21 protein-coding genes are annotated in these 25,186 nt (G+C 66.5%); 10 read left to right on the top strand and 11 right to left on the bottom strand.

The genetic code is table 11. The features are described 5' to 3' along the window. Positions 1-48: 48 nt before the first annotated feature. Genes LDB05_RS16805 through LDB05_RS16795 form a run of 3 tightly spaced genes read left to right on the top strand, consistent with a single transcriptional unit; the run spans position 49 to position 4,378 of the window. The gene (locus LDB05_RS16805; RefSeq protein ID WP_226005134.1) at positions 49-1,686 is read left to right on the top strand and encodes a long-chain fatty acid--CoA ligase; all 1,638 of its coding nucleotides are present in this window, start codon (positions 49-51) and stop codon (positions 1,684-1,686) included. A gap of 28 nt (positions 1,687-1,714) precedes the next feature. After that, positions 1,715-2,935 (top strand): acyl-CoA dehydrogenase family protein, encoded by a 1,221-nt coding sequence (locus tag LDB05_RS16800; RefSeq protein WP_226005133.1) that lies wholly within the window; start codon positions 1,715-1,717, stop codon positions 2,933-2,935. A gap of 6 nt (positions 2,936-2,941) precedes the next feature. Next, positions 2,942-4,378: an amidase gene (locus LDB05_RS16795; RefSeq protein ID WP_226005132.1), complete on the top strand. Its 1,437-nt coding sequence runs from the start codon at positions 2,942-2,944 to the stop codon at positions 4,376-4,378. Between the two features lie 16 nt (positions 4,379-4,394). On the opposite strand, the gene LDB05_RS16790 is transcribed toward LDB05_RS16795, so the two are convergent. Then, positions 4,395-5,180, bottom strand: coding sequence for an SDR family NAD(P)-dependent oxidoreductase (locus tag LDB05_RS16790; protein ID WP_226005131.1), 786 nt, complete (start codon positions 5,178-5,180; stop codon positions 4,395-4,397). A gap of 161 nt (positions 5,181-5,341) precedes the next feature. Between LDB05_RS16790 and LDB05_RS16785 the strand changes: the two genes are divergently transcribed. From LDB05_RS16785 to LDB05_RS16770, 4 genes are all read left to right on the top strand, one after another. Further along, positions 5,342-6,511 (top strand): thiolase family protein, encoded by a 1,170-nt coding sequence (locus tag LDB05_RS16785; protein ID WP_226005130.1) that lies wholly within the window; start codon positions 5,342-5,344, stop codon positions 6,509-6,511. Positions 6,512-6,658: 147 nt separating this feature from the next. Then, a complete protein-coding gene (locus LDB05_RS16780; RefSeq protein ID WP_226005129.1) occupies positions 6,659-7,909 on the top strand; it encodes an acyl-CoA dehydrogenase family protein in 1,251 nt (416 codons plus the stop codon). A 181-nt stretch (positions 7,910-8,090) separates the two neighbouring features. After that, positions 8,091-8,372 (top strand): hypothetical protein, encoded by a 282-nt coding sequence (locus tag LDB05_RS16775; RefSeq protein WP_226005128.1) that lies wholly within the window; start codon positions 8,091-8,093, stop codon positions 8,370-8,372. A 95-nt stretch (positions 8,373-8,467) separates the two neighbouring features. Beyond that, positions 8,468-9,043, top strand: coding sequence for an RDD family protein (locus LDB05_RS16770; RefSeq protein ID WP_226005127.1), 576 nt, complete (start codon positions 8,468-8,470; stop codon positions 9,041-9,043). A 30-nt stretch (positions 9,044-9,073) separates the two neighbouring features. Here LDB05_RS16770 and LDB05_RS16765 read toward each other — a convergent pair whose 3' ends face one another. The 8 genes from LDB05_RS16765 to LDB05_RS16730 all read right to left on the bottom strand — a co-directional run bounded on the left by LDB05_RS16765 (position 9,074) and on the right by LDB05_RS16730 (position 19,281). Then, positions 9,074-10,159: an ABC transporter ATP-binding protein gene (locus LDB05_RS16765; protein ID WP_226005126.1), complete on the bottom strand. Its 1,086-nt coding sequence runs from the start codon at positions 10,157-10,159 to the stop codon at positions 9,074-9,076. A gap of 44 nt (positions 10,160-10,203) precedes the next feature. Then, positions 10,204-11,076 carry a carbohydrate ABC transporter permease gene (locus tag LDB05_RS16760; protein ID WP_226005125.1) on the bottom strand — a complete coding sequence of 291 codons (873 nt, stop codon included), beginning with the start codon at positions 11,074-11,076 and terminating at the stop codon, positions 10,204-10,206. Next, complete coding sequence (locus LDB05_RS16755) at positions 11,073-12,026, bottom strand: carbohydrate ABC transporter permease (protein ID WP_226005124.1); 954 nt, start codon at positions 12,024-12,026, stop codon at positions 11,073-11,075. Before LDB05_RS16755 ends, LDB05_RS16760 begins: the two co-directional genes overlap by 4 nt. Before the next feature lie 105 nt (positions 12,027-12,131). Next, complete coding sequence (locus tag LDB05_RS16750; protein WP_226005123.1) at positions 12,132-13,484, bottom strand: ABC transporter substrate-binding protein; 1,353 nt, start codon at positions 13,482-13,484, stop codon at positions 12,132-12,134. A 324-nt stretch (positions 13,485-13,808) separates the two neighbouring features. Next, a complete protein-coding gene (locus LDB05_RS16745) occupies positions 13,809-15,347 on the bottom strand; it encodes a molybdopterin-dependent oxidoreductase (protein ID WP_226005122.1) in 1,539 nt (512 codons plus the stop codon). 118 nt (positions 15,348-15,465) lie between these two features. Beyond that, positions 15,466-16,758 (bottom strand): MFS transporter, encoded by a 1,293-nt coding sequence (locus LDB05_RS16740; protein ID WP_226005121.1) that lies wholly within the window; start codon positions 16,756-16,758, stop codon positions 15,466-15,468. Between the two features lie 42 nt (positions 16,759-16,800). Further along, positions 16,801-18,378, bottom strand: a complete 1,578-nt coding sequence (locus LDB05_RS16735) for a class I adenylate-forming enzyme family protein (RefSeq protein ID WP_226005120.1) — start codon at positions 18,376-18,378, stop codon at positions 16,801-16,803. 129 nt (positions 18,379-18,507) lie between these two features. Continuing rightward, positions 18,508-19,281, bottom strand: a complete 774-nt coding sequence (locus LDB05_RS16730) for an SDR family NAD(P)-dependent oxidoreductase (RefSeq protein WP_226005119.1) — start codon at positions 19,279-19,281, stop codon at positions 18,508-18,510. A gap of 448 nt (positions 19,282-19,729) precedes the next feature. Here LDB05_RS16730 and LDB05_RS16725 point away from each other — a divergent pair, with 448 nt between their 5' ends. Then, on the top strand, positions 19,730-20,755 hold the full coding sequence (locus LDB05_RS16725) for an FAS1-like dehydratase domain-containing protein (protein ID WP_226005118.1): 1,026 nt from the start codon (positions 19,730-19,732) through the stop codon (positions 20,753-20,755). A 16-nt stretch (positions 20,756-20,771) separates the two neighbouring features. Here LDB05_RS16725 and LDB05_RS16720 read toward each other — a convergent pair whose 3' ends face one another. Together LDB05_RS16720 and LDB05_RS16715 are read right to left on the bottom strand one after the other, a co-directional pair. Then, positions 20,772-21,197, bottom strand: a complete 426-nt coding sequence (locus LDB05_RS16720; RefSeq protein WP_226005117.1) for a Zn-ribbon domain-containing OB-fold protein — start codon at positions 21,195-21,197, stop codon at positions 20,772-20,774. Then, on the bottom strand, positions 21,194-22,342 hold the full coding sequence (locus tag LDB05_RS16715) for an acetyl-CoA acetyltransferase (protein WP_226005116.1): 1,149 nt from the start codon (positions 22,340-22,342) through the stop codon (positions 21,194-21,196). The genes LDB05_RS16720 and LDB05_RS16715 overlap by 4 nt, the downstream gene beginning before the upstream one ends. Before the next feature lie 314 nt (positions 22,343-22,656). Between LDB05_RS16715 and LDB05_RS16710 the strand changes: the two genes are divergently transcribed. Together LDB05_RS16710 and LDB05_RS16705 are read left to right on the top strand one after the other, a co-directional pair. Beyond that, a complete protein-coding gene (locus tag LDB05_RS16710) occupies positions 22,657-24,243 on the top strand; it encodes a class I adenylate-forming enzyme family protein (RefSeq protein WP_226005115.1) in 1,587 nt (528 codons plus the stop codon). 3 nt (positions 24,244-24,246) lie between these two features. Further along, entirely contained in the window at positions 24,247-25,185 is a 939-nt protein-coding gene (locus LDB05_RS16705) for a D-2-hydroxyacid dehydrogenase (protein WP_226005114.1), read from the top strand. Position 25,186 lies beyond the last annotated feature (1 nt).

Here is a 25,186-nt window from a genome sequence, read left to right as displayed (position 1 = left end):
CTCGTCCCAAATCATAAGGTACTGGACAGAATACTGAGAACGACTATGATGAGCGTCGAGTTAACACTTGACAAGCTTCTCGAGCGGGCGATCGACCTGTTCCCGGACCGGGAACTCGTGACGAAACTGCCCGACGGGAGCACGCATCGATACACGTACGCCGACGCCGGCGAGCGAATCAATAAGCTCGCGCACGCGCTCGACGACCTCGGTCTCGAGGCGGGCGAGCGGGTCGGCGTCGTCGCGACGAACCACTACCGGCACTTCGAACTGTACTTCGGGCCGGCCTGCTCGGGGCGCTCGATCCACATGTGCAACATGCGGCTGCCCGATCACCACTTCGTCCACACGATCGACGACGCCGAGGATCGGGTGATCTTCGTCGATCCCGGGCTCATCGAGAAGGTCGAGGCCAACGCCGACGAGCTCGAGACGGTCGAGCAGTACGTCGTCCTCGACGACGAGGTCCCGGACACGAGTCTCGAGCCGGTCACGGACTACGAGTCCCTGCTCGAGGACCAGCCCGCGGAGTACGACTGGCCCGACATCGACGAGGACGCGGAGTACGGCATGTGCCACACGTCGGGGACGACGGGGCTTCCCAAGGGTGTGTCCTACTCGCACCGGGCGATGTACTTGCACAGCATCATGTGCGGCCACACGGACGCCAACGGTGTCGGGGAGAGCGACGTCGTCCTGCCGGTCGTGCCGATGTTCCACGCGAACGGCTGGGGGATCCCCTACGCCGCGACGTTCGTCGGGGCCAAGCAGGTCTTCCCGTCGGTCCACACCGATCCGGAGTCGATCGCGCGCCTCATCGCCGAGGAGGACGTGACGTTCTCAGCGGCGGTGCCGACGATCTGGCTCGAGATGGCCGAGTTCTTAGACGAGAACCCCGAGGTCGACATCTCGAACATCGACCGGCTGACGGTCGGCGGCTCCGCGCCGCCCGAGTCGCTCATTCGCCGCTACGACGAGGAGTACGACGCGCCGATCATCCAGGGCTGGGGAATGACCGAGACCTCGCCGCTGGGGACGCTCAGCACGCTTCGCAAGGAGGCCGCGGACCTCCCGAGCGACGAACAATACGAGTACCGGACCAAGGCAGGGTTGCCCGTTCCGGGGATGCAGACCCGTATCGTGGACGACGACGGCGAGGAAATTCCCGCCGACGGGGAGACGATGGGCGAGTTGCAGGTCCGCAGTCCCTGGGTGACCGACGGCTATCACGACCGGCCCGAGGAGAACGAGCAGGCCTTTACCGACGACGGATTCCTGCGGACCGGCGACATCGCCACGCGGGACGAACTGGGCTACGTCGACGTCGTCGACCGCGACAAGGACGTCATCAAGTCCGGGGGCGAGTGGATCTCGTCGGTGCAACTCGAGAACGAATTGATCGGCCACGAGGACGTCACCGAGGCCACCGTCATCGCGGTCGAGCACGAGCGCTGGCAGGAGCGGCCGATGGCGGTCGTGGTGCCGCGAGACGGGGCGACGATCGACGCAGACGACCTCGAGGCCCACCTCGCGGAGACGTTCCCCTCGTGGTGGCTGCCGGACGTCTACGAGTTCGTCGACGAGATACCGAAGACGTCGACCGGAAAGTTCGACAAGAAGACGCTTCGCGACCAGTTCGACGTGGTCCTCGAGGCCGAAGACGACGAACCGGCGCCCCAGCAGTGAGCGGTTCCGGCGATAGACAGATTTCACTATGGTAGCAAACACGACAGGCGGCGTGAGTTTCGACACCGACGAGGAGACCGAACTGATCCTCGACAGTCTGGACGAGTTCATCGAGCGCGAGGTCGACCCGATCGTCGAGGAACTGGGAGACGTCTACACGAATCCCAGGAAGGGCCACCACGAGAACGGGCGCTGGACCGACGAGGTGCTCGAGGCCCGCGAGGAGATCCGGCGGCGATCGGCGGAGGGCGGCTTCTACGCGATGAACCTGCCCGAAGTGGCGGGCGGCGAGGGCGTCTCGCCGGTCACCTGGTACCGAGCGAAGAAACACCTCGCATCCCACGGCGGCGGGCTCGAGCGCTACGCCCTCGCCGGGCCGGAGGGGCCGAAGCCGCTCCTGTTGCAGGCCGAGGGCGAGCAGGTAGAACGCTACCTCGAGCCGACCGTGCGGGCCGAGAAGTCGACGGCGTTCGCCCAGACCGAGCCGGGCTACGGGTCGGACTCGCCGAACATGGAGACGACGGCGGAGAGGGACGGCGACGAGTGGGTCATCAACGGGCGCAAACAGTGGATCACCAACGCGCCCTACGCCGACTTCGTCCAGTTGTTCGCCCGGACGACCCCACAGGAGGAGGCCGGCCGCTACGGCGGCATCACGTGCTTCATCGTCGAGCGCGACGAGTACGAACTGGGGTCGTACAACAACGCCGTGGGTGCCGAGGGGTCGCAGGCCGAAATTATACTGGACGACGTCCGGGTTCCCGACGATCGCGTGCTCGGCGAGGTCGACGAGGCGTTCTACGCCGCGATGGAGTTCCTCTCGCTGGGGCGCCTCGAGTTAGGGGCCGAAGCCGTCGGGTACGCAGAGTTCCTGCTCGAGGACGCGACCGAGTACGTCACCGAGCGCGAGGCGTTCGGGCGATCGATCGGGAACTTCCAGCAGGTCTCGACCAAGCTCGCGGAGGGGCGGGCGAAGACCTACGCCGCGGACGCGGCGGGGCTCAAACTCGCCTGGAAGATGGCCGAAGGCGAGCGGACGGTGATGGACTCCTCGATACTGAAGTGGTTCGCGACGAACGTGCTGTGGGAGGTCGCCGACGCGGCCGTCCAGGTCCACGGGGCCAACGGACTGGCCGAGGAGAATCCGTATATGGATATCGTCCACCAGGCGCGTATCCTGCGGATCGTCGAGGGGACCGACGAGATCCAGCTCAACACGATCGCGAAGTCGATGGGGGTCACGGACTGATCGTCGATGGTCGCATCACCGACACACACGACCGCTGCCGGCCTCGCGAGGGCGATCCGCGACGGCGAGTACTCGCCGACCGAGGTCGTCGACGCCGTCCTCGAGCGCATTCACGAACGAAACGAGCGAACGAACGCGTTCGTCACCGTCACGGACGACTTGGCCCGCGAGATGGCCGCGGAGGCCGAGCGCGCGATCGCGGACGGCGAGGTGCTCGGGCCGCTGCACGGCGTCCCCGTCGCGATCAAGGACCTCGACGACGTGGCGGGCGTCCGAACGACGTCGGGCTCGCTGCTCTTCGAGGACCGCGTCGCCGAGTCCGACTCGCCGTTCGTCGCCCGGCTGAAGGCGGCGGGTGCCATCGTCGTCGGGAAGACGAACACGCCGGAGTTCGGGCTCGGCACGACGACCGACAACCGCGTCGCCGGGCCGACGGGGACGCCGTTCGATCCCGATCGCGTCTCCGGGGGCTCCTCCGGCGGAGCCGGCGCAGCGCTGGGCGACCGGCTCGTGCCGCTCGCGCCGGGTTCGGACGCCGGCGGGTCGGTTCGGATCCCGGCGAGCTTTTGCGGCGTGTACGGGCTGAAGCCCACGCAGGGAGTGATCCCGAACGTCAGTCGACCGAACGGGTTCGCGAGTCACACGCCGTTCTCGACGAAGGGGCCGATGGCCCGGACGGTCGAAGACGCCGCGGTCTCACTGGACGTGATGGCGGGCACCCATCCGCGCGATCCGTTCTCGGTCCCGAAGCGAACGGAGTACCGCGATGCAGTCAACCGTCCCATCGACGGGATGACGATCGCCTACAGTCCGGACATGGGCGTCTATCCCGTCGATCCCGACGTGCGTGCGGTTCTCGAGGACGCCGTCTCGGCGCTCGAGCGCGCCGGCGCGACCGTCGACCGCGTCGACCCAGATTTGGGCCACACCAACGAGGAGATACTGGACGCTTACTACACGATGGCGACGGTTCGGTGGCAGTCGCTGCTGGACAACCTCGAGGACGAGGGGTTCGATCCGCGAGCCGACGACCGCGACCGCCTGCGGCCGTATCTGGTCGACCTCATCATGGACGCCGACGAGCCGACGACGCGGGAGTACAAGCGCGCCGACGTCGTCCGGACGCGGGTACTCGACGGGTTTGCGGACCTGTTCGCGGAGTACGACCTCCTCGTGACGGCGACGCTCGGGACGACGGCGTTCCCACACGGCGAGGAGCCCGTGGAAATCGACGGCGTCGACATCGAGCCGTACCGCGGGTGGGTACTCACGCAGCCGTACAACCTCACCGGCCATCCCGCGGCCTCGATTCCGGCCGGCTTCGTCGACGGGCTCCCCGTCGGGATGCAGATCGCGGGCGAGCGACACGCCGACGACGACGTCATCGCCGCCAGCGCCGCGTTCGAACGCCAGCGGCCGTGGCACGGCGAGTATCCCGAGTAACGGGCGAGCGGTAGGATTAGAAACTGAAGAGGTCGATCCCGCCCGTGACGCCGACCACCTGTCCGGTGACGTAGGAGGCCTGCTCCGAGCAGAGGTAGGTCACCATGTTGGCGACGTCCTCCTCCGTGCCGAGGTGGCGCATCGGCGTCGCCTCGGCGATTCGGGCGTAGTACTCGTCGACGTTCTCCCGGAGTTCGTCGGGGCTCATGTCTGCCCAGTCGCCGACGACGATGTTCGGTGCGATGACGTTCGACGTTACTCCGGACTGGGCACCCTCGAGCGCCATCGTCCGACCGACGCCGATCATGGCGGCCTTGGTCGCCGAGTACGAAAACTGGCCGAAGCCGCCGTACCAGCCGGCCATCGAGGACATGTTGACGATCCGGCCCCAGCCACGCTCGCACATTCGCGGGAACAGTTCCTTGCTGATGTTGTAGGTACCCGTCAGGTTGATCTCGACGTCGCGGTCCCAGATTTCGTCGTCGTAGTCGCCGACGCGCGAGCGCGCGTCGACCATTGCGGCGTTGTTGACGAGGATATCGACGCCGCCGAAGGCGTCTCGAACCTCGGCCATCGAATCGGCGACGTCCTCGCGGTCCGTGAGGTCGCACTCGAGGGCCATCGCCTCGCCGCTATCGGCCGTCTCGTTGATTTCCGCAGCGGTCTCCGCTGCGCCGTCCGCGTCGACGTCGAGGACGACGACGTTCGCGCCCTCGTTCGCGAGGAGTCGGCAGTCTGCGCTTCCGATGCGTCCGGCGCCGCCAGTGACCACGGCGGTCCTGTCCTGGATTCCGAGATCCATTTCCCGAGCGAATACTATGGTATCTGACTTAATTATTGTGGAGAGCTACCAGACCCCACGACCGAGTAGCGAGCCAATCGGGCCTGAAAGAGTCCAACGAGGACACTGACGAATATATGCACAACATCTATGATGGATCGCGAAATACTCAGAGACACGTCATGAACTCCGCAGTCATCGTCGACGCCGTCCGGACGCCGTTCGGGAAGCGCGACGGTTCGTTCAGGGACACGCACCCGCAGGATCTCGCCGCGAAACCGCTCGAGGCGCTCCGGGAGCGCAACGGGTTCGAGCCGGAGACGATCGAGGACGTGATCTACGGCTGTGTCACGCCGGTCGACGAGCAGGGCCTGAACATCGCCCGGCTCGCGCCGATGATCGCCGGCTGGGGCGATATCGTTCCCGGGGTACAGCTCAACCGGATGTGCGGTTCCGGCCAGCAGGCGGCCAACTTCGCCGCCGCGAACGTCATGGCCGGCCAGCACGACGTGCTCGTCGCGGGCGGGGTCGAGCACATGACCCGCGTCCCGATGGGCTCGGACGGGGCCGACGGTGCCGACGGGAACGGGTCCCTCACTGACACGTACTTCGAGCACTTCGACGAGGTGACTCACCAGGGCGAGGGAGCCGAACGGATCGCCGAGGAGTACGGCTTCGCGCGCTCGGAGCTCGACGAGATCGCCGCCGACTCCCAACGGCGCTGGAAGGACGCCTGGGACGAGGGCCGCTACGACGATCAGATCGTCCCGGTCGAAACCGAACTCGACGGTGAAGAAGTCGTCGTCGAGCAGGACGAACATCCCCGACCGGGGACCGACGTCGAGACGCTGTCGGAACTGCCGCTGTCGTTCCGCGAGGAGGGCAACGGCTTCCACCACCCCGGGAACTCCTCGGGGATCGTCGACGGCTCCTGTGCGATGCTCATTACGAGCGAGGAAGCGGCCGCGGAACACGGCTGGGAACCCATGGCCCGCATCCGCCAGACGGAAGTCGTCGGCGTCGACCCGATCACGATGCTGAAGGGGCCGATTCCGGCCACCGAGAACGTCCTCGAGAAGGCCGACATGACCGTCGGCGACGTCGACCTCTTCGAGGTCAACGAGGCGTTCGCGTCGGTCGTCGCGGCCTGGCTCGAGGAGACCGGCGCGTCCTGGGAGGACGTCAACGTCAACGGCGGCGCGATCGCCCACGGCCACCCGCTGGGCGCGACCGGCGCGATGCTCCTGACGAAACTGGTCCACGAGCTCGAGCGCACCGGCCAGGACACCGCGCTGTCGGCGATGTGCATCGGCTTCGGGCAGGGCGTCGCGACGATCCTCGAGCGGGTCTGAGCCGATAAACCGTCCGTAGCGGACGCGGACGGGCTCCGGAGGGGCCGGTCGAGCCCCGATTCCGTAGCCGCGGCCAGCCCCATCGGTTGCCATTGTATGCGATCAGTTACCTATAGCTTTACAATGCTGTATCCAATCATAAATGGTATGGAGTACCACGACTCCGAGAAGGCGAAGGAAGTTGCGGGCCGCGTAGAGGCGTTCATGGACGAGGTCGTGATCCCGCGCGAGCGCGAGGCGCTCGCCACGGGCGAGGAGATCACCATGGACGAGATCCACGAGATGTGGGAGATGGCCAAGGAGCGGGACCTGTTCGCACCGCAGGTGCCCGAGGAGTACGGCGGCCAGGGGCTGGACTTCAGCGACATGCTACCGTCGTTCGAACAGGTCGGCCGCTCGCTGATCGGCGCGCTCGCCATTCGTGCGAACGCACCCCAGGAGGGGAACATGCACACCCTCGAGATGGTCGGCACGGAAGAGCAGAAAGAAGAGTGGCTCCGCCCGCTCGTGCAGGGTGACATTCAGACGGCGTTCGCGATGACCGAGCCCAAGGTCGGTGCCGGCTCCGACCCGAAGATGCTCCAGAGCTCCGCCGTCAAGGACGGCGACGAGTGGGTCATCAACGGCCACAAGTGGTGGACCTCCGACGGGCTCGGTGCCGACTACTATCTGGCGATGCTCCGAACCGACCCCGACGCCCATCCCTACGAGGGCACGTCGATCATCATGGTGCCGCGGGACGCCGACGGCGTCGAAGTCCAGCGAAACATCCCCCACCTCGGCGGGCACGGCATCACCGAGCGCGAGGGCGGCCACGCCGAGGTGAAATTCGACAACGTTCGCGTCCCCGTCGAGAACACGCTCGGCGAGGAAGGGGAAGGCTTCCGGATCGCTCAGATGCGACTCGGCGGCGGTCGACTCACCCACTGCATGCGGTACTCCGGGATGGCCGAGCGCTCGCTCGACATCGCGAAGGCCTACCTGCAAGAGCGCGAGGCCTTCGGCTCGAAACTCGAGGACAAGCAGGCGCTGCGCCACCGCATCGCCGACGCCGAAACCCGCCTGCACGCCGCCCGCTGTATGGTCCGCCACGCCGCGCGCGAACTCGACCGCAGCGACGCCCGCATCGAGGTCGCGATGTCGAAGATGTTCACCGCGAACGTCACCAACGATACGATCGACCTCGCGCTGCAGTGCTGTGGCGGCAACGGGATCGGGAAGGACATCCCGATCGCGCACTTCTACGAGAACGTCCGCGCGTTCCGCATCGTCGACGGGGCCGACGAGGTCCACCGCCGCTCGATCGCCCGCTGGGCCTTCGAGGACGTCGACGAGGCCGAGATCGAGAACACCCTCCAGTTCGACGAGGACCTGCGCATCGACGCACTCGACGACTGATCACGAGCCTATCGCTCCGGATCTCCATTTCTCTCTACGGCCTACCGCCGGTCGAGGGCGGATCACGGGCTCGGTTCGAGGACTGGTCGGGCGAGACGCGGCACTGCGAAGGGTGGGGCGGCGTCCCCCGTGACACTTACACCCATAGTTATTTACGCCCGGATGGGAATATCGCGACTATATGAGTGGAGATACCATGCGACAGCGATCGGAGGGCGGCGGGCTGGAAAACATCCGCGAGGCGTCGGACGCGGTGGAACAGTCCACGCTGTCGATAACCGTCGAGAAGATTTACGAACGGTGGCGAACCGGCGGTGCCATTCTCGTGCTGGCGGTTACCAGCGTCCTGCTGTACCGGGTCGACGGCCACCTGTCGATCGACTCGCAAGTGTTCGCCGGGATCACGCTCCTCCTGCTGATTTACTTCCTCGCGACGCTCCGAACGGACATCAGCATGGAGTGACGGTGGCCGACGTCGGTTCCCGAGGCCGGTCGAGGAGGAGGTATTTTGTACGTCCTGCCGAATGATTCGACCATGAACGGCGGGACGATAGCACCGTGATCGACTGGAAACTGGACGGATTCCTGCCGACCCAGCGGCAACCGGAACCGGTACTGGAGACTGCGGACGACCGCGACGTGTTGCTCGCCCGCGGCGGCGCGGCGGCGATCGATCTGTTCGTCTGTTACGTTTTGATCGAACTACCGTTGATATACGGCTTCAGCGTGGTGTTCAGCGGACCGTACGAGGCCCTCGGCGGGTTCGCGATCGCGCTGTCGCTCGTCCTCCTCGTACCGATTTACGCCAGCTACTCGTTCGTCCTCGAGTGGCGCTACGGTCGGACGCCGGGGAAGGTAAATCGCGGTCTGCTCGTCGTCACGGCGGACGGCCGGCCGTGCACCTACCGCGCCAGCGCCGTGCGGAACCTCTTCCTGTACGTCGATCTACTCGGCGTCCCGCCGCTCGTGATCGGCCTGCTGTCGGCGCTGGTGACCGACGGCCGTCGCCTCGGCGACCTCGCCGCCGGAACGATCGTCGTCCGCTCGACGGCGCCGACGGATCGGGACGTGGCGGCCTCGAGCGACGTAGACGCGAGTGCAGCCGCTCGAGCGGACGACACACGGAAGAACTGACCGCAACGATCGGTGAGGCAGCCGCCCGTCTCAGGCGATCCGGACGCCGGACTCGCTGTCGAACAGCTGGATGGAATCCGACTGGAAGACGAGCCCGTACTCCTCGCCGTTGCCCTCGAAGTCCGGGTCGGTGACGACGACGATCTCGCCGAACTCGGTGTCGAAGAAGCTGTGCGTCGCATCCCCCAGGGGCTCGTCCAGCAGGTGCGTCGCCGGGATGCCGGCCTCGGGATCGTCGCTCACCTGAATGTACTGCGGTCTGAGGCCGACCCGGACGTCGTCGCCGGCCCACCCCTCGAGGCCGTCGCGGGCGAGGTCGTACTCGTAGCCGCCGACCACCAGCTCGGCGGTCCCGTTGACGGACGTGACGCTGCCCTCGAAGAACTGGGTCGACGGCTGGCCGATGAACTGGCTGACGAACTGCGAGTTGGGTTCGTCGTACACCTCCTTCGGCGGGGCGACCTGCTCGAGTTTCCCGTCGTTGATGACGGCAACGCGGTCGGACATCGTCATCGCCTCCTCCTGATCGTGAGTGACGTACAGCGTCGGACAGCCGATCTCGTCGGTCACTTTCTCGATGACCGGCCGCAGCTCGGCCTTGAGCTTGGCGTCTAAGTCCGACATCGGCTCGTCGAACAGGAAGACCTCCGGATCGCGCACGAGCGACCGGCCGAGCGCGACGCGCTGTTGCTGGCCGCCCGAGAGGTCCGCGGGCATCTTCTCGAGCTGGTCGGTGATCTGGAGCAACTCGGCGGCCTCCTGAACGCGGGCGATGCGCTCTTCCCGCGAGAAGCCCGTGATCTTGAGCCCGTAGGCCATGTTCTCCTGGACGCTCATGTGCGGGTAGAGCGCGATGTCCTGGAAGAGCAACGCGATGTTGCGCTCCTGGACCGGCTTGTCCGTCACGTCGCGGTCGCCGAATTTGATCGTGCCGCTCGTGGGCTTGTTCAGCCCTGCGACGCAACGCAGCGTGGTGGTCTTGCCACAGCCCGAGGGACCGACGAGCGTCACGAACTCGCCGTCCTCGATGGTCAAGTCGACGTCGTCCACCGCGACGATTCTGTTGCCCGATTCCTCGTACACTTTCGTCAGATTCCGAATTTCGATGTCTGGCATATGTTGGTATACCTCGTGGTGTTAGTTATAAATACGGTGCACGGTCAGAGCGCTCTGACCTGGAACCCCTTCAGCAGGTAGCTCTGCATGAAGTAGGCGAACAGCAGCGGTGGCAGCGTCATGGCGAGCGAGATCGCCATGAGGTAGGCGTCCGGCAGGAACTGCGCCTGTCCCATCGCCCGGAGGATGCCGGGTGCGAACGTCGTGGTGTCGGTCTGGGGCAGGAGGATCTGCGCGAACGTGAAGTCGTTCCAGGCGAGCGCGAAGGCGAACAGGGCCGCGGCGATGATCGCCGGTCGGCACTGGGGGACGACGACGTCGCGGAAGCCCCGCCACCGCGACGCGCCGTCGACCCACGCCGCCTCCTCGTGAGCCTCCGGGATCGTCATGATGTACTTCCACATCAGCCACACCGCGAAGGGCATCGAGATCGCCGACAGGGCGATGATGAGCCCGATTCGGGTGCCGAGCAGCCCGATGCTCCGCCAGATCTGGTAGAGCGGGATGCCGATGACGATGGGACTGAAGAGGTAGCCGATCAGGAGGATCCGCGCGAAGTTCTCCTTCTGCGGGAACTCCAGGCGCGCCAGACCGTAGCCGGCGATCAGCGAGACGAGAACGACGGTGACGATAGTCCCGATGGCCACGACGACCGTGTTGAAGATGTAGGTGTACATCCTCGGCTGCGTCAGGACCACGAAATTGCCGAGCGTGAAGATGTCGGGGGTAGGGAAGTACGTGACGGCCTCTTCGACGGTCTCGTACTCGGTGAACGCGAGCTGGGTGACCCAGTAGATCGGCCAGGCCCCGACGAGCACGATTATCGCCGTGCTGATGAGCTTCAGTGTTTCGAAGATGCTGGTCTCGCCGTCGTATGAGAGGCCGAAGATGCCTCCCGGTGGTTCGCTCTGACTCATGTGGTCGTTTCCACCTCGTCGCTCGGGTTGAAGAGTTTGAAGTAGGCGACCGCCGCCACGAACAGGAAGAGGAACATGACGACGGAGATCGCGTTCGCGAGTCCGTACGCCTGATCGGTGTAGACGGTCTTGTAGGCGAGCACGGGGAGTGTGGTCGTCGCGTTACCGGGGCCGCCCTGCGTGAGTTGCCAGATGATGTCGAACTTGTTGAACATGAAGATCGACCGGAGCAGGACGACGACCAGGATGATCCCCATGATGCGCGGGAACGTGATGTCCCGGAACATCTGCCACCGGTTCGCGCCGCAGACCTTCGCCGCTTCGTAGAAGCGGTTGGGAATCGCCCGCAGCTGCGCGAGCGTGAAGATCGTGATGAAGACGGAGAACTTCCAGCTGCCGATGAGGATCAAAAGCGGCATCGCCCACGTCTGTGATCCTAACGGGGCTTCCCGGGCCTCCCACAGACTGAGCCACTCGGCGCCGATCATCTGGAACACGCCTCCCTGCGGATCGAACACCCGAAGCGCGATCAGCGAGACGATGATCGTCGGAATCAGATACGCCGTGAAGACCACCGCGGTCAGAAGCTTCTGCCCGCGCGTGACGCGATTCAACACGAGCGCCATCCAGAGGCCGACGGCCAGCTGTAGGAGCGTGCTGCCGACCATGTAGACGATTCCGCGCCACAGCGAGCCCCAGAACGTGGAAATGTTCATGACCTCGCGGTAGTTATCGAGGCCGGCCCACTCCCACACCGGGTTCAGCGTGTGAACGTTGTGTAACGATGCCCAGAACGCGAATGCGATCGGAAGCACCGCGATGAGTAAGTACAGTACGACGACGGGGAGTACCGTCCCGATCCCGACGACGGTCTCCCGCTCCACGGGGAGATCGTCCCACGGGATGAACTCCCTGCGAGGTCGAATCGTTTCTCCAGTCTCACCAGCCATATATACGTCTCCTCTGCATCTATGCTTGTTAATCTCACGGTTATTCATACACGATTCGCCCCGCACGAACGCGATCAAACGAAGAGCCGACCCGTCCGAGACCGACTACGAGAACTGCTCCTTGGCCTCCGTGAGAGCCTCCTCGAGTTGGCTGCGGCCCCACTCGTAGGTTTCCTGAACGGTATTGGACTCGGTGACCACACGGTTGACCATCTCGCCGTAGAACCACTGGCGCTGCATGTACAGCGCCTCGGGCGAGGAGACGTCGGCTTCGTCGACGTTCGCGTAGTGGTTGCCCCAGATCTCGTCCTGGACGTACTGGAGCTTCTCGAGCAGGTGCGGATGGGCCTGCATGATACCCTGGTTCTGGAACGCGTCTGAGTCCAGTACGTCGGCGTAGGTCGGCAAGAACCGGCCCGGATCCGCCTCGTAGAAGCTCACCGTCTGCTCCATGCTGTCGGCGTAGAGCCACTCGAACCACTCCTTGGCCTCCGACGTGTTCTCGGCGCTCGCGAAGAGGTGGTAGCCGTCGGGGGCCGGAGAGGAGAGCCAGTTCTCCTCCGTGTCGATTTCGCTCCAGGTCGGGTACGGGATGATCTGGGTGGCCTCGGCCAGCCCGCGCAGGGCGTCGCTGTCCTGGGCTTCGGCCGTGAGTGCGGTGACACCGACCGGCCAGGCGTTGAGGTGGTAACACTGAGCGTACTGGCCCTGAACCCACCCGCCGAGCGACTCGGCCCAGCCGATGCTGGTCGGGTCCGGCGAGTACTGCGCGAGGTCCTTCATGTACTGCAGGACCATCGTCACCTCCTCTTCGGGGAAGTATACCTCGAGTTCGTCTCTCGCCTCGGGGTCGCTCCAGCGGATTCCGAGCCCGGAGACACCGGCGCTCGCCAGGAGGACCTGGAACTCGTCCTGGCTCTTGCCGGTCGGCATCCCGGCCAGGCCGTAGCCGCGCGCGTCGTGTTCGTCCGACTCGTCGATCGCTCGGGCGTTGTCAAGGACGTCCTGGAACGTCTCCGGTTCCTCCAGCCCGAGGTCGTCGTAGATGTCCGCCCGGTACTGGAAGTTCGAGATGTACTGGCCGTGTGGGACCTGATAGAAGTCGTCGCCGCCGAGGAACGCTCCGCCGGTCATCACTTCCCCGTTGACCTCCTCGATCGCCGAAACCACGTCGTTGACCGGCTCGAGCTGGTCAGTCGCCCAGATGTCGGCCACCTGGTCGAACGTGGAGGTGTTCGCGTCCGGCGGGTTGCCCGACTGGATCAGCTGGGCCAGCCGGCCCTCCTGCGTACCGGACATTCCGCCCTCCTCGATGTTCATCTGGATGTCAGTCTGCTCTTCGAAGTCCGACTCGAGGTCGCCCCAGAGGGGTTCCCAGGAGTCGTTGTAGTAGTCGGTGATGAAGTGGACCTCACCGTCACCCTCGTCGCCGCCACCACCACCCAAGCAGCCTGCCATCGCTGAAGCGATTCCTACACCAGCACCTGTAAGCACCCGACGCCTATCGATAGTGTCCCGTGTCATCTGTACTCAAGGACTATTGTCCATTGATAACATCCGGACAGACCCATATAAACGTTCATGTTTTTTCCATATGGATGTCGGCGTTTTTTTCGGGAGATGTGGATAGTCAACAGATAGCTCCAACAGCCATTTTTGTTAGTCATGTGGATACGGCCACATTTGGAGACGCGATCGGACGGAAAGAGAGCGGAGGCTCGACCGCGGCAGAACGGCCGTCCTTGGTCCGCATAGGGACGTCCCTCGGGGACGGCCCGACACTCACTGTGATCCGACAGTTTTCGAAACCCAGCCCGTCGCGCCGTCGGGTTTCGGACCGTCCTCCTCGGGGATCTGGAGGTCCCCGTTGCCGTCGCGGGCCCGGACGATCACCTCGTGCGTCCCAGTCGCCCCGTATTCGTGGCGCCACTGCCGCCAGACGTCCTCGCCCGGAAGTGGCTCGGACAGTTCGGCTTCGACCCAAGTGTCGCCGCCGTCGGTCGAGACCTCGACCGCCTCGATACCCCTGGTACCGGCGTACGCGTGGCCGGCGACCTCGAAGCGGCCGCCGCCGAGACGGTTGTCCTGCCAGAGCTTCGCCACCGTCTCGACCGGACCCGTGCCGTGCCAGCCGCGGTACTCCCAGTAGCCCATGGTGTCCTCGTCGCGAACCTCGATCTCAGTGAGCCACTTCACGTTGATCTCGCCCCAGTGGCCCGGGACGAGCGCGCGAAGCGGGGCCCCGTGGGCTCGCGGCAGCGGACGACCGTTCATTCGGTACGCCAACAGCCCCGGCCACAGCGCCTCGAGCGGGAACTCGTTGTAGTAGCCGTCGGCACCGTGCAGGACGACGCGGTCACCGCCGGGATTCGCCGCCTCGAGAAGCTGTCGGACCGGCACGCCGCCCCAGAGGGCGGTGTCCATCTGCCGGCCGTTGAGCTGGTCGCCGACGCACCGCAGCGTGACGAACCGGTCCTCGAGCGCCATGGCCTCGATATCCGCGACGTCGTACTCCGCCTCCTCCTCGACGGCCCCCGTGATCGAGAGCGTCCACTCCGCGCGGTCGACGTCGGGATTCACGTTGGCGATGTCGACTTCGTAGAAGTCCGTGCTCACCAGCGGCTCGAGCCCGTCGACGGCGAGCGACCGGTCTTCCGCCTGTGTGAGTAACTCTCGAACCTCGGGTCGAGCGTCCTCGGGGATCTCGAGGCCCGACGGGAACGGTTCCTCGCCGGAGCCGCGAACGAGGAGGCCGAGCACGGTCACGCCGATCGCCGATCCGACGGCTCCGAGGACGCGCCGCCGGCCGAGCGAGCCGAGCGCGGCGTCCTCACCGGCGACGAATTCGGCCGCTCCGGCCGTTGCCAGCAGGACGAAACCGGCCCCCGCGGCGGTGCCGGCACTCGACACTGGCGACCCCGTTAACCCGTACGCGACCGCACCCGGCAGCGCCGCCCCCGCGACCGCGCCGGCGACGGGCCTGCCGCCTCGGAGAGACGACACGGCGGGAACCGGGCCGCGGCCCCAGAGGAGTACCACGCCGGGCAACGCGACCAGTCCGAAAAGGACGCACGTGAGCGCGATGGCCGTCAGGAACGCCAGCCGGTGACCGAACGTCCCGAGCTCGGTGATCGCGAACGTCACGAGCGCCTCGGGACTGACCGTGACGACGACTCTGTCGATCGGCGTCGCGACGAAGGCCGGCCGTCGGCCGACGGAGAGGTACGATCCCCCCACGGCGGCGAGTCCCGCGGCCAGCGCCACGACGACCGCGGGGAGCCACGGACGGATGCGGGCCGCCGTTTCCCGTGTGCGAGTCATTGTGTGACAATAGGCGTCGTCGGCTATCAAAGCTTCCCCAAACGCCGCTCGGTCGTGCCCCGTGTTACTTCGACGGCGATCGCATCAGCGCGTCAGTCGACGGAACCCCCTCCGACCGCTAGTCCGCTTTCACTCCCGCTCTCGAGACCTCGGGGTTCCGCAACAGCGGGAGCGAGACGATCGTCAGGCAGCTCAACACGAGCGCGGCACAGAGCACGTACGTCGTCTGGTAGCCGAACCAGAGATCGACCGCCGGAATCGCGACGAGCGGACCGAGGCTGAGTCCGACGTCGCCCATCACCTGGTAAACGCCGCCCATCCGCCCGAGTTCGTCGCCGGGCGTGAGATCACCCATGATCGCGAGCATCGCGGGCGCGGCCGCGCCCATGCCGCCCCCGACGAGCACGATCGCCCCGAGCAACGCCTCGATGGTCGGCACGTAGGCGATGATCAGGAAGCCCCCGCCCATCGCCAGGAACGCGGGCACCGTCAGCAGCGTCCGATCGTCGACCATGTCCGACACCCAGCCGGTGACGACCGTCATCGACCCCGCGGTGAGCACGCCGAGTCCCATCACGATGCCGCTGATGCCCGCCGCACCCAGAGCCGAGAGCTCGAGGCCGGAGTCGCTGGCGTAGCGGGCCAGCGTCGAGAGGATGATGCCGCCCCACAGGAGCCGAACGGTGAAGTTGCCGTAGCCGATCAGGACGACGGTCGGATTGCTCGCGAGCAGCGAGGGGACTTCCCGAAGCTTCGCGCCTCGACCGTCGGCCCCGGCGTGGACGTCCGGGAGGACGAGGGTGGCGACGGTGCCGGCGATCAGCGCGAGCACGCCGGCAACGAGAAACGCGGTCTGCATGCTGGCGAGGTCGGTCAGGAGCCCGCCGACGACGAGGCCCGTCGGGAAGCCGAGCGACTGGCCGCCGCGCATGTAGCCGACCCACCGGCCGCGGTTGTCCGACGTCGTGACGTACGTGATCGTCGCGAACGCGCCGATGAAGACGAACGCGCTGCCGACGCCCCAGAACAGCCGGGCCAGGACGAAGACGACGCCCGGGAGCGACACGTCGCCCAGCAGCGGCACCGTGCCGAGATCGGTCGGCGGCGTGTGGAGGCCGACGACGTACCCGAAGGGAGCCAACGCCTGGGTGAACAGCCCGAAGATCATCGGTTTCCGCGCGCCCACCCGGTCGATGATCGTCCCGGCCGGCGTGTTCATGAACAATCGCGCGATCCGATTGGCCGAGAGGATCACGCTCAGCATGACGGCGCTGATCACGAGTTTCTCGTCGAGCAGCGGCAGCGTCGGAAAGGCGACGCCCGTCGCCACCCCGCCGAAGAAGACGCCGGCGATGACTGCGAGCGCGATCGTCCGTATCTCGGACGTCGAATAGGAGGGCTGGTCAGACATTCGAGCGATAGTCACCGATTCGAGGGCTCGCGTACAAGTGGCTCACGATTCGATGCCGCGTTCCTCGAGGAGTTCGTCCCGTAACGCCGTCTTGCGGATCTTCCCGCTCCCCGTCTTCGGGAGCTCGGGACGGATCTCGACGACCCGCGGGTGTTTGTAGGGCGCGAGTTCGTCGAGCACGTACGCCTCGACGTCGTCTTCGGTCAGGTCCGCGCCCGCTTTCGGCGTGATCGCGGCGGCGACGGTCTCACCCCGCCGGTCGTCGGGGAGGCCGAAGACCGCCGCCTCGTGGATGTCCGGGTGTTCGTAGAGCAAGTCTTCGATCTCCCGCGGGTAGACGTTGTACCCCGCGGTCAGGATCATCTCCTTCTCCCGGCCCTTGATGTAGTAGTAGTTGTCCGCGTCCCGCGTCCCGATGTCGCCGGTTCGCAGGTAGCCGTCCTCGGTGAAGACCGCCTCGTTCGCCTCGGGGTTCTCGTAGTAGCCCTTCATCACCTGCGGGCCGGCGATGAGGATCTCGCCCTCCTCGCCGGGGCCGACCTCGTTCCCGTCCTCGTCGACGACCTTCGAGCGCGTGTGGCCGACGGGTTGCCCGACGCTGCCGGGCCTGTTTCCGAGCGAGGACCACCGGATCGTGTGGGACGTCGCGGTCGTCTCCGTCAGCCCGTACCCCTCCGAGAGCGGGACGCCGAACGCCTCCTCGAAGCGCTCCTGGGTCGGCTTCGGGAGCTTGTCCCCGCCCTGCCCCGCCTTGATCAGCGTCGAGAGGTCGTGCTCGTCCGGGTCGTAGGCCTCGAGCAGATCGACGAACATCGCGGCGACGCCGGTAAAGGCCGGGATATCGTGCTCGTCGAGCTTTGCGAGCACCCGCTCGGGGTCCCACTGATCGGGGCGAAGCAGGTGCAGCGTCCGACCGGCACAGAGCGACGCCATCATCTGGATCATCCCCGTGATGTGGTACATCGGCAGGACGATGATGCCGTCCCCCTCGATCGGCCCGGCGCTGTAACTCGAGACGGCCTGTGCGATCTGGACCCGGAAGTTGCGGTGGGTCAGCAGGACGCCCTTCGGCTTGCCGGTGGTTCCCGAGGTGTACGGCTGAAGCAGGACGTCGTCGTCCTCGCGATCGGCGACCGCCGCGGTCGCGTCGCTAGCGAGTTCCGGCAGGGACGCGTGGTCGCTGTCCGGCGTGGCGCTGACGATCGCCGTCTCGAGGCCGGCCACTGCCTCGACGACGTAGTCGTTGGCGTCGCCCTCGATCAGCACCGCCTCGGCATCGGCGTGGTCCAGTTGGTATTCGATCTCGCGGCGGCGGTATTCGGGGTTCAGCGGGCTCGCGATCACGCCGGCGCGGCAGCAGGCCCAGATGACGGTACAGAAGGGGATTCCGTTGGGCATGTAGACGCCGACCCGATCGCCGGCCTCGAGACCGAGTTCCCGGAGCCCGTTCGCGAACCGCGCGGCGCGATCCCCGAACTCCCGGTAGGTGATCGTCTCGCCGGCGTGTTCGATCGCGACCGCGTCGGGCTGTTCCGCGATCGCTCGCTCGAGCAAGTTGGCGACGTTGCCGTCGTAGGGTGGCTCCAAAAGCGTCTCCGCGGAGACGATATCGAGTTCCATGTTGCCAGTGATTTGTCGTTCGACCTGAAAAGTATATGGGTACTGGTAGCAGGGAACAGGTTCCGGCGCTCGTCCCGTCGGCGCGGACGAAGACTCGGGACGAGATTCTCGAAGCGAACGGGTGGCGCGTTACTCCTCGAGGCGTGGTATCCCCTTGATCGTGACCGTCTCGCCCACCATGTACGAGGAGGCCGGGCTGGCGAGGAACTGCGCGAGGTCGGCGACCTCCTCGGGTTTGCCGATCGTCCGGTCCGGCGTGGTGCGGGCGATCTCGTCGGCGTCGTCGTCGACACCCATCTGGGTGCGGACGCCCTCGGTCGCGACGAGCCCGGGTGCGATGCAGTTAATCCAGATACCGTCTTCGGCCCAGTCGGCCGCGACGGAGGTGGTGAAGTTGACGACGCCGGCCTTGGCCGCGCCGTAGTGGCTCATCGACCGCGAGCCCCGGGTACCCGCGACGCTGGCGAAGTTGACGATCCGGCCGCCGCCGTTGTCGCGCATGTACTCGACGGCGATCTGCGAGCAGTGGAACGTGCCGTGGAGGTTGATGTCGACGATGGTCTTCCACCCGTTCTCGCTGATCTCCGAGGGCGGGGCCTGAAAGCTCGCCCCCGCGTTGTTGATCAGGATGTCGAGGCCGCCGAATTCCGCGACGGTTTCGTCCACGAGGTCCTGAACCGCACCGCGATCCGTCACGTCGCACTCGATCGCGATCGCCTCTCCCGGTCGCTCGCTCTCGTTGATCGCCTCGGCGACCGGCTCGACGTTGTCGATGTCCCGCGAGGTGACGACGACGTTCGCACCGTCGGCGGCGAACCGCTCGACGATCGTCTTCCCGATCCCGCTCGAGGAGCCGGTGACGATCGCGGTCTCCCCGTCGACGCTGAACTGGTCGGTCGTCATCGCCGTCCCTCCGCGGTCGCAGCGCGTTCGACTGACCGTTCGCTCGAGCCGAGTGTGATAGTCACTGCCATGAGCGTCTACGGGTTCATCGACCGCCGATATAAGCTATTCGACCATCCGGCGTGCGGTGGCGCGTGCTGTACCGCGGTGCGGCCTCGCTGGCCGCATCGCGGTTCGAAATCACGCGAGCGAGTCGGTTGGGGAGGGCGTGGCTATTCACTGTTGCCACGATAGCAGAACACTCGGTTCCGTTCCGACGCTAGTAACCCGGCTGGCAAATCTACCCCGCTCGAGCGTCCCCAATCAATTGACATCCAAGAGGGGTACTGTTATGTCAGTCGTACGTAAACCGTGGTGGCAATGGAACGCGGCCACCACGGACTCGCAGACCGCGGCGACGCACCGACCGAACAGCCGACGACGACCGCTCGAGCCACGGAGGACACCGATGCCGAATAAGTCACTCGCGGAGCTCGAGGCGATGGTCGGCGACTCCCGGGTCACCGCCGAGGGGTTCCGCATCGAACCCGGTAAGGTCGAGGAGTTCGCTCGAGCGATCACCTCGGACGACCCGGTCTTCCGCGACGAAACGGCCGCCGCCGAACGGGGTCACGACCGCGTGCCCGCGCCGCTCACCTACACGCAGGTCGCCCGGTTCCCGCGGTACACGCCAGCCGATGTGGAGGGCAAGGGGTTCGACCTCGGCTTTCAGCCGGAGTACGTCCTCCACGGGGAGCAGGCCCACGAGTACGAGCGCCCGATCTACGTCGGCGACGTCCTCGAGGGAACGACCACCCTCGCGGACGTCTTCCAGCGCGAGGGCGGCCGTGCGGGGACGATGACCTTCGCCGTCTTCGAGACCGAGTATCGGACGCAGGACGGCGACCTCGTCCTGACTGACCGGTCGACCGCGATCGAAACCGAGGGGGCGGTCGACGACGGCGACGGTGATGCGGGCGACGGCAGTGACGAACCCGAGAACGACGACACCGACGCAGCGACGAACGGCGGAGCCGCCGGCGCCGAGTCGACAGCGCCCTCGGACACGACCGACGAGTTCGACCGCGTCCGCACGGTCGACGACCTCGCGGTCGGCGACACCGGCCCGACGGTCGTCGTCGCGGACCTCGAGCGCCAGCACTTCGTCAAGTACGCGGGTGCCAGCGGCGATTTCAACCCGATCCACTACGACGAGCCCTACGCGACGGCCGCGGGCAACGAGAGCGTCTTCGGTCAGGGGATGTTCACCGCCGGGATCACCTCGCGGGTCGTCACGGACTGGTTCGATCTCGCCGACGTCGCGAGTTTCGGCCTGCGGTTCCAGTCGCGCGTCTTCCCCGGCGACACCGTCGTCGCGACCGGCGACGTCGTCGAGGTCGATCGCGACTCGGGGACGGTCGAGACGGAACTCGAGGCGCGGACGACCGACGGCGAGACGCTGCTGACCGGGACGGCGACGGCCGATCTCGAGTGAGATCGGCCCGACGCGGTTACGCCGGGACGAACACCGGGATCGCAGCGTCGTCGGAGACCTGCCAGAACGTGACCGCGACCGGCGCACCGACCTCGAGGGACTCGGGATCGGCGTCGATCAGCGCGAGCAGCCGCGGCCCCTCGGCCAGCTCGACCGCACCGACGACGTAGGGCGTCCGCTCGGCGAATCCGGGCTCGCCGGGGACGTGGCAGACGGTGTAGGTGTAGATCGTCCCGACGCCCTCGCTCGCCGCGAACGGCGGGTCCTCGGCCCCGCACGCGGTGCAGACCGCCCGCGGGTACAGCTGGCGGTTCCCGCAGTCACACTGCTGATAGCGAAGCTCGCCCTCGAGCGTCGCCGCCCAGAACGGGGCCGTCGCGCCGGTCGGGACGGGAACCGGCCCGTCCCATTCCTCGCGACGGTCTTCGACCGGGGCGCTCATGCTTCCCTCCGTAAGACGACGGTGCTACTCGAGGACAGTAGTCCACCGGTGCCGTGGGCGACCGCGACCTCGGCGTCGTCGACCTGCCGCTCGCCGGTGTAGTCGCCCCGGAGCTGGCGGACGGCCTCGATGAGGACGAAGACGCCGAAGTGTCCGGGGTGGCAATAGGAGAGCCCGCCGCCCTGCGTGTTCATCGGGAGCTCGCCGCCCGGCGCGGTGGTACCGCCCTCGACGAACGCGCCGCCCTCGCCCTTCTCGCAGAAGCCCAGATCCTCGAGCGTGACCAGCGCGGTGTAGGTAAACGAGTCGTATATCTGGGCGACGTCGACGTCGTCGTGGGCAATCCCCGCTTGCTCGAAGGCCTTCGGCCCCGTTACCGCCGCGCCGGTCGTCGTCATGTCCGGCATCTCGCTGATGTCCTGCCGGTGCGTGCTCGTGGAGGCGACGCCGGCCACCGAGACGCGGGGGACGTCGAGTTCGCCGGCCTTCTCCTCGCTCACGAGCACGACCGCGCCGCCGCCGTCGGAAACCAGACAGCAGTCGAGCAAGTTGAACGGCTCGGCGATCCGCCGGGACTCGAGGACGTCTTCTACCGCAATCGGGTCTTGGTGGGCCGCCTTGGGATTCATCGACGCCCACTCGCGGGTCGAGACGGCGATCTCCGCGAGCTGTTCCTCGGTCGTCCCGTACTCGTGCATGTGTCGGCGGGCGGCCATCGCGTACGCCCCCGGCGGTCGAAAGAGCCCCGTCGGACGGACGAAGCCGTCGATCGGGTGCGTCTCCTCGAGCGACTGCTCGCTGCCGGGCCCCGTCTTGCGCGTCGAACCGTAGGCGATAACCACGACGTCTGCCTCGCCGCGGGCCATCGCATCGCCGACGTGACCGCAGAAGTGTTCGAACGACGATCCGCCGATCTCGGTCCCCTCGAGAAACGAGGGGTCGTCGAGATCGAGGTACTCCGAGAGCACCAGCGCCGGCATGTAGTCGTCGCCGCCGGCGACCGCGACGCCGTCGACGTCCGAGAGGGAGCAACCGGCGTCCTCGAGGGCGCGAACGGTCGCGATCGCCGCGTTATCGAGCCAGTTTCGGTCGGGCGTCTCGCCGAGGTCGCTCTCGGCGACGCCGGCGACGATCGGTTCAGCCACGGGTATTCCTCCGTCCAGCGGATCGTACCATGCGCGTCCGATATCCCGACCGGGTCCAAATAAGTTGTGGGAAGTGACGTCACACCATTCGGCTCCCGGCCGCGTCGTCCGTTATCGGACCGCGCGGCGCTGCCGGTGTGTCGCGCGTACTGCTAACCGAGACGTGTGGCCCCGTATACGGCCCGCCCAGCGGCGGACTCGAGCACCCGTTTCGGTGCGGAGGAAATCGATACCGGGCGACCGAACGGCGGTTCAGACGCCGTTTCCCATCGGTCAGGGGTACTATTTTATATTACTGCGTGATATCATGGGCCATGGATTTGGCAAGCGTTAGCGAGAATTCGAGAGAAGGGAACGTCGCGCGGTTACACGACGAAACGACCCGACACCACGGCGATGCACAGGCGATCGAGTACCACGGCCGGACGCTGACCCACGCGGAGCTGCAGGCCGAAAGCTCGCGGTTCGCCGGCGGGCTGGCCGATCTCGGAATCGAACCCGGCGACGTCATGTTGCAGTACCTCCCGAACTGTCCGCCCTACCTGATCGGCGCGCTCGGCGCGTTCAAGGCCGGCGCGATCGTCTCGCCGGTCAACCCCCAGTACCGCAAGCGGGAGCTGACCTACCAGCTCGAGGACACCGAGGCGACGGCAGTGCTCACCCACGAGGCGTTGGAGCCGTTTCTCGAGGAGGCGCTCGCGGAAATCGACTGGGAACCGATCGTCATCTCGGTCGGGACGGACGCCGACGGCGACGATACCGACGTCCACGCCTTCGAGGACGTCCGGGGGGAGGAGACGTTCGTCGAACGGGCCGACGACGACGTCGCGCTGTTACCTTACACCTCCGGAACGACGGGCAAGCCCAAGGGCGTCCAGCTCACCCACCGTAACTTCCGCGCCCAGACCTTCTCGGTGCTCTCTCAGGAGGGTGCGATCGACGACGAGGACGTCCGCAGCCTCGTCTGGCTGCCGCTGTATCACATCACCGGCTTCACCCACACCGCGTGGCAGCCGCTGGTCCGCGGCGGGAGCGTCTACCTGCGGAGTGCGGCCAACTGGGACGGCGACGCCGCGATGGAACTGATCGAGGAGGAGGGGATCACCCACTACGTCGGCGTCACCGCGATGTACGTCGACATGATCAACAGCGAGGAGTTCGGCGAGTACGACCTCACCAGCCTCGAGTCCGCCGGCGAGGGCGGTGCGAAGATGTCCGTCGCCGTTCAAGAGGAGTTCGAGGCGGTCGCCGGCGTCGACATGGCGGAGGGGTACGGACTGACCGAAACGAACGGCGCGACCCACTCCCAGAGCGGCTCGACGTTCGGCCTGCGTCACGGGACGATCGGCCAGCCGACCCGGATGACGGAGGCCAAGATCGTCGACTCGAGCGGCGAGACGGTCGCCGTCGGCGAGGAGGGGGAACTCCTCGTCCGCGGGCCGCAGGTGATGAAGGGCTACCACGGGATGCCCGAGGCGACTGAACAGGCCTTTACCGAGGACGGCTGGTTCCGCACCGGGGATATCGCCCGCCGCGACGCGGACAACTACTACGAGATCGTCGACCGGAAGAAGCACATGATCAACTCCGCCGGCTACAACATCTACCCCAGCGAACTCGAGGAGCTCCTCGCCGAACACGAGGCCGTCGCCGAGGGCGCGGTGGTGGGAATCCCCGACGAGCGGCGCAACGAGGTGCCGAAGGCCTACGTCGTTACCCGGCCGAACATCGAACCCGGTGTCGACGTCACGACCGAGGAGATCAAGGAGTTCTTCCTCGACAACGTCGCCTCCTACAAGCACCCCCGCGAGGTCGAGTTCATCGACGAACTCCCGCGGACGACCTCGGGGAAGATCCAGAAGTACAAGCTCGAGGACGGCGACGAGCCGGAGGACGACTAGAGCGTGACAGTCGTCGTCACCCCCTACGTCCTGGCGGGCGGCGGGCCGATCGTCACCGAGGAGATCCGTGCGCGGCGACCGAACATCGACCTCGAGCACGCCGAGAGCGAGGACGAGTTCCGCGAACTCGTCGCCGACGCGGACGTCCTCGTCACCCATCGGCTTCCCGAGGGCGTGCCCGAGGCGGCCGACGACCTCGAGTGGATCCAGGCGCTCAGCGCGGGCACGGACTTCTACGATTACGACGCGCTGACCGACCGCGACATCGCGTTGACGACCGTCTCGGGGATCCACGCGAAACCGATCGGGCAGCAGGTGCTGGGCTACCTGCTGCACTTCGAGCGGCGCTTCGACCGCGCGGTCGCCCAGCAGCAGCGCCGGGAGTGGGACCGCTACACGGGCGGCGAGCTGGGGGATCGAACGGTCGGCATCGTCGGCGTCGGCGCGATCGGGTCGCAGGTCGCCGACTACTGCCAGCCGTTCGACGTCCGCGTGATCGGGACCAAACGAGATCCGAGCGACGTACTCGACGCCGTCGACGAGATTTTCGATCCGGACGGTCTCGAGACGGTGCTCGCCGAGAGCGACTACCTCGTGCTCGCCTGTCCGCTGACCGACGAGACGCGGGGGCTGATCGACGCGGACGCCCTCGCGACGCTGGGCGACGACGCGATCCTCGTCAATATCGCCCGCGGCGCGGTCGTCGATCAACCCGCGCTGGTCGAGGCCCTCGAGGCCGACGAACTCGGCGGCGCCGCGCTGGACGTCTTCGAGGAGGAACCGCTGCCCGAGGAGTCGCCGCTCTGGGACCGCGACGACGTGCTCGTGACGCCGCACGTGGCCGGGAGCACGCCCCATTACTGGGAACGGTGTGCTGACGTCTTCGTCCGGAACTACGAGCGGTTTCGCGAGGGCGAGGCCCTCGAGAACCGCGTCGTCTGAG

Origin of the sequence: Natrinema salinisoli (assembly GCF_020405205.1) — an archaeon.
GTDB lineage: Archaea > Halobacteriota > Halobacteria > Halobacteriales > Natrialbaceae > Natrinema > Natrinema salinisoli.
The sequence above is the reverse complement of the archived record's forward strand: the minus strand, read 5'-3'. Positions and strand labels throughout refer to the sequence as shown.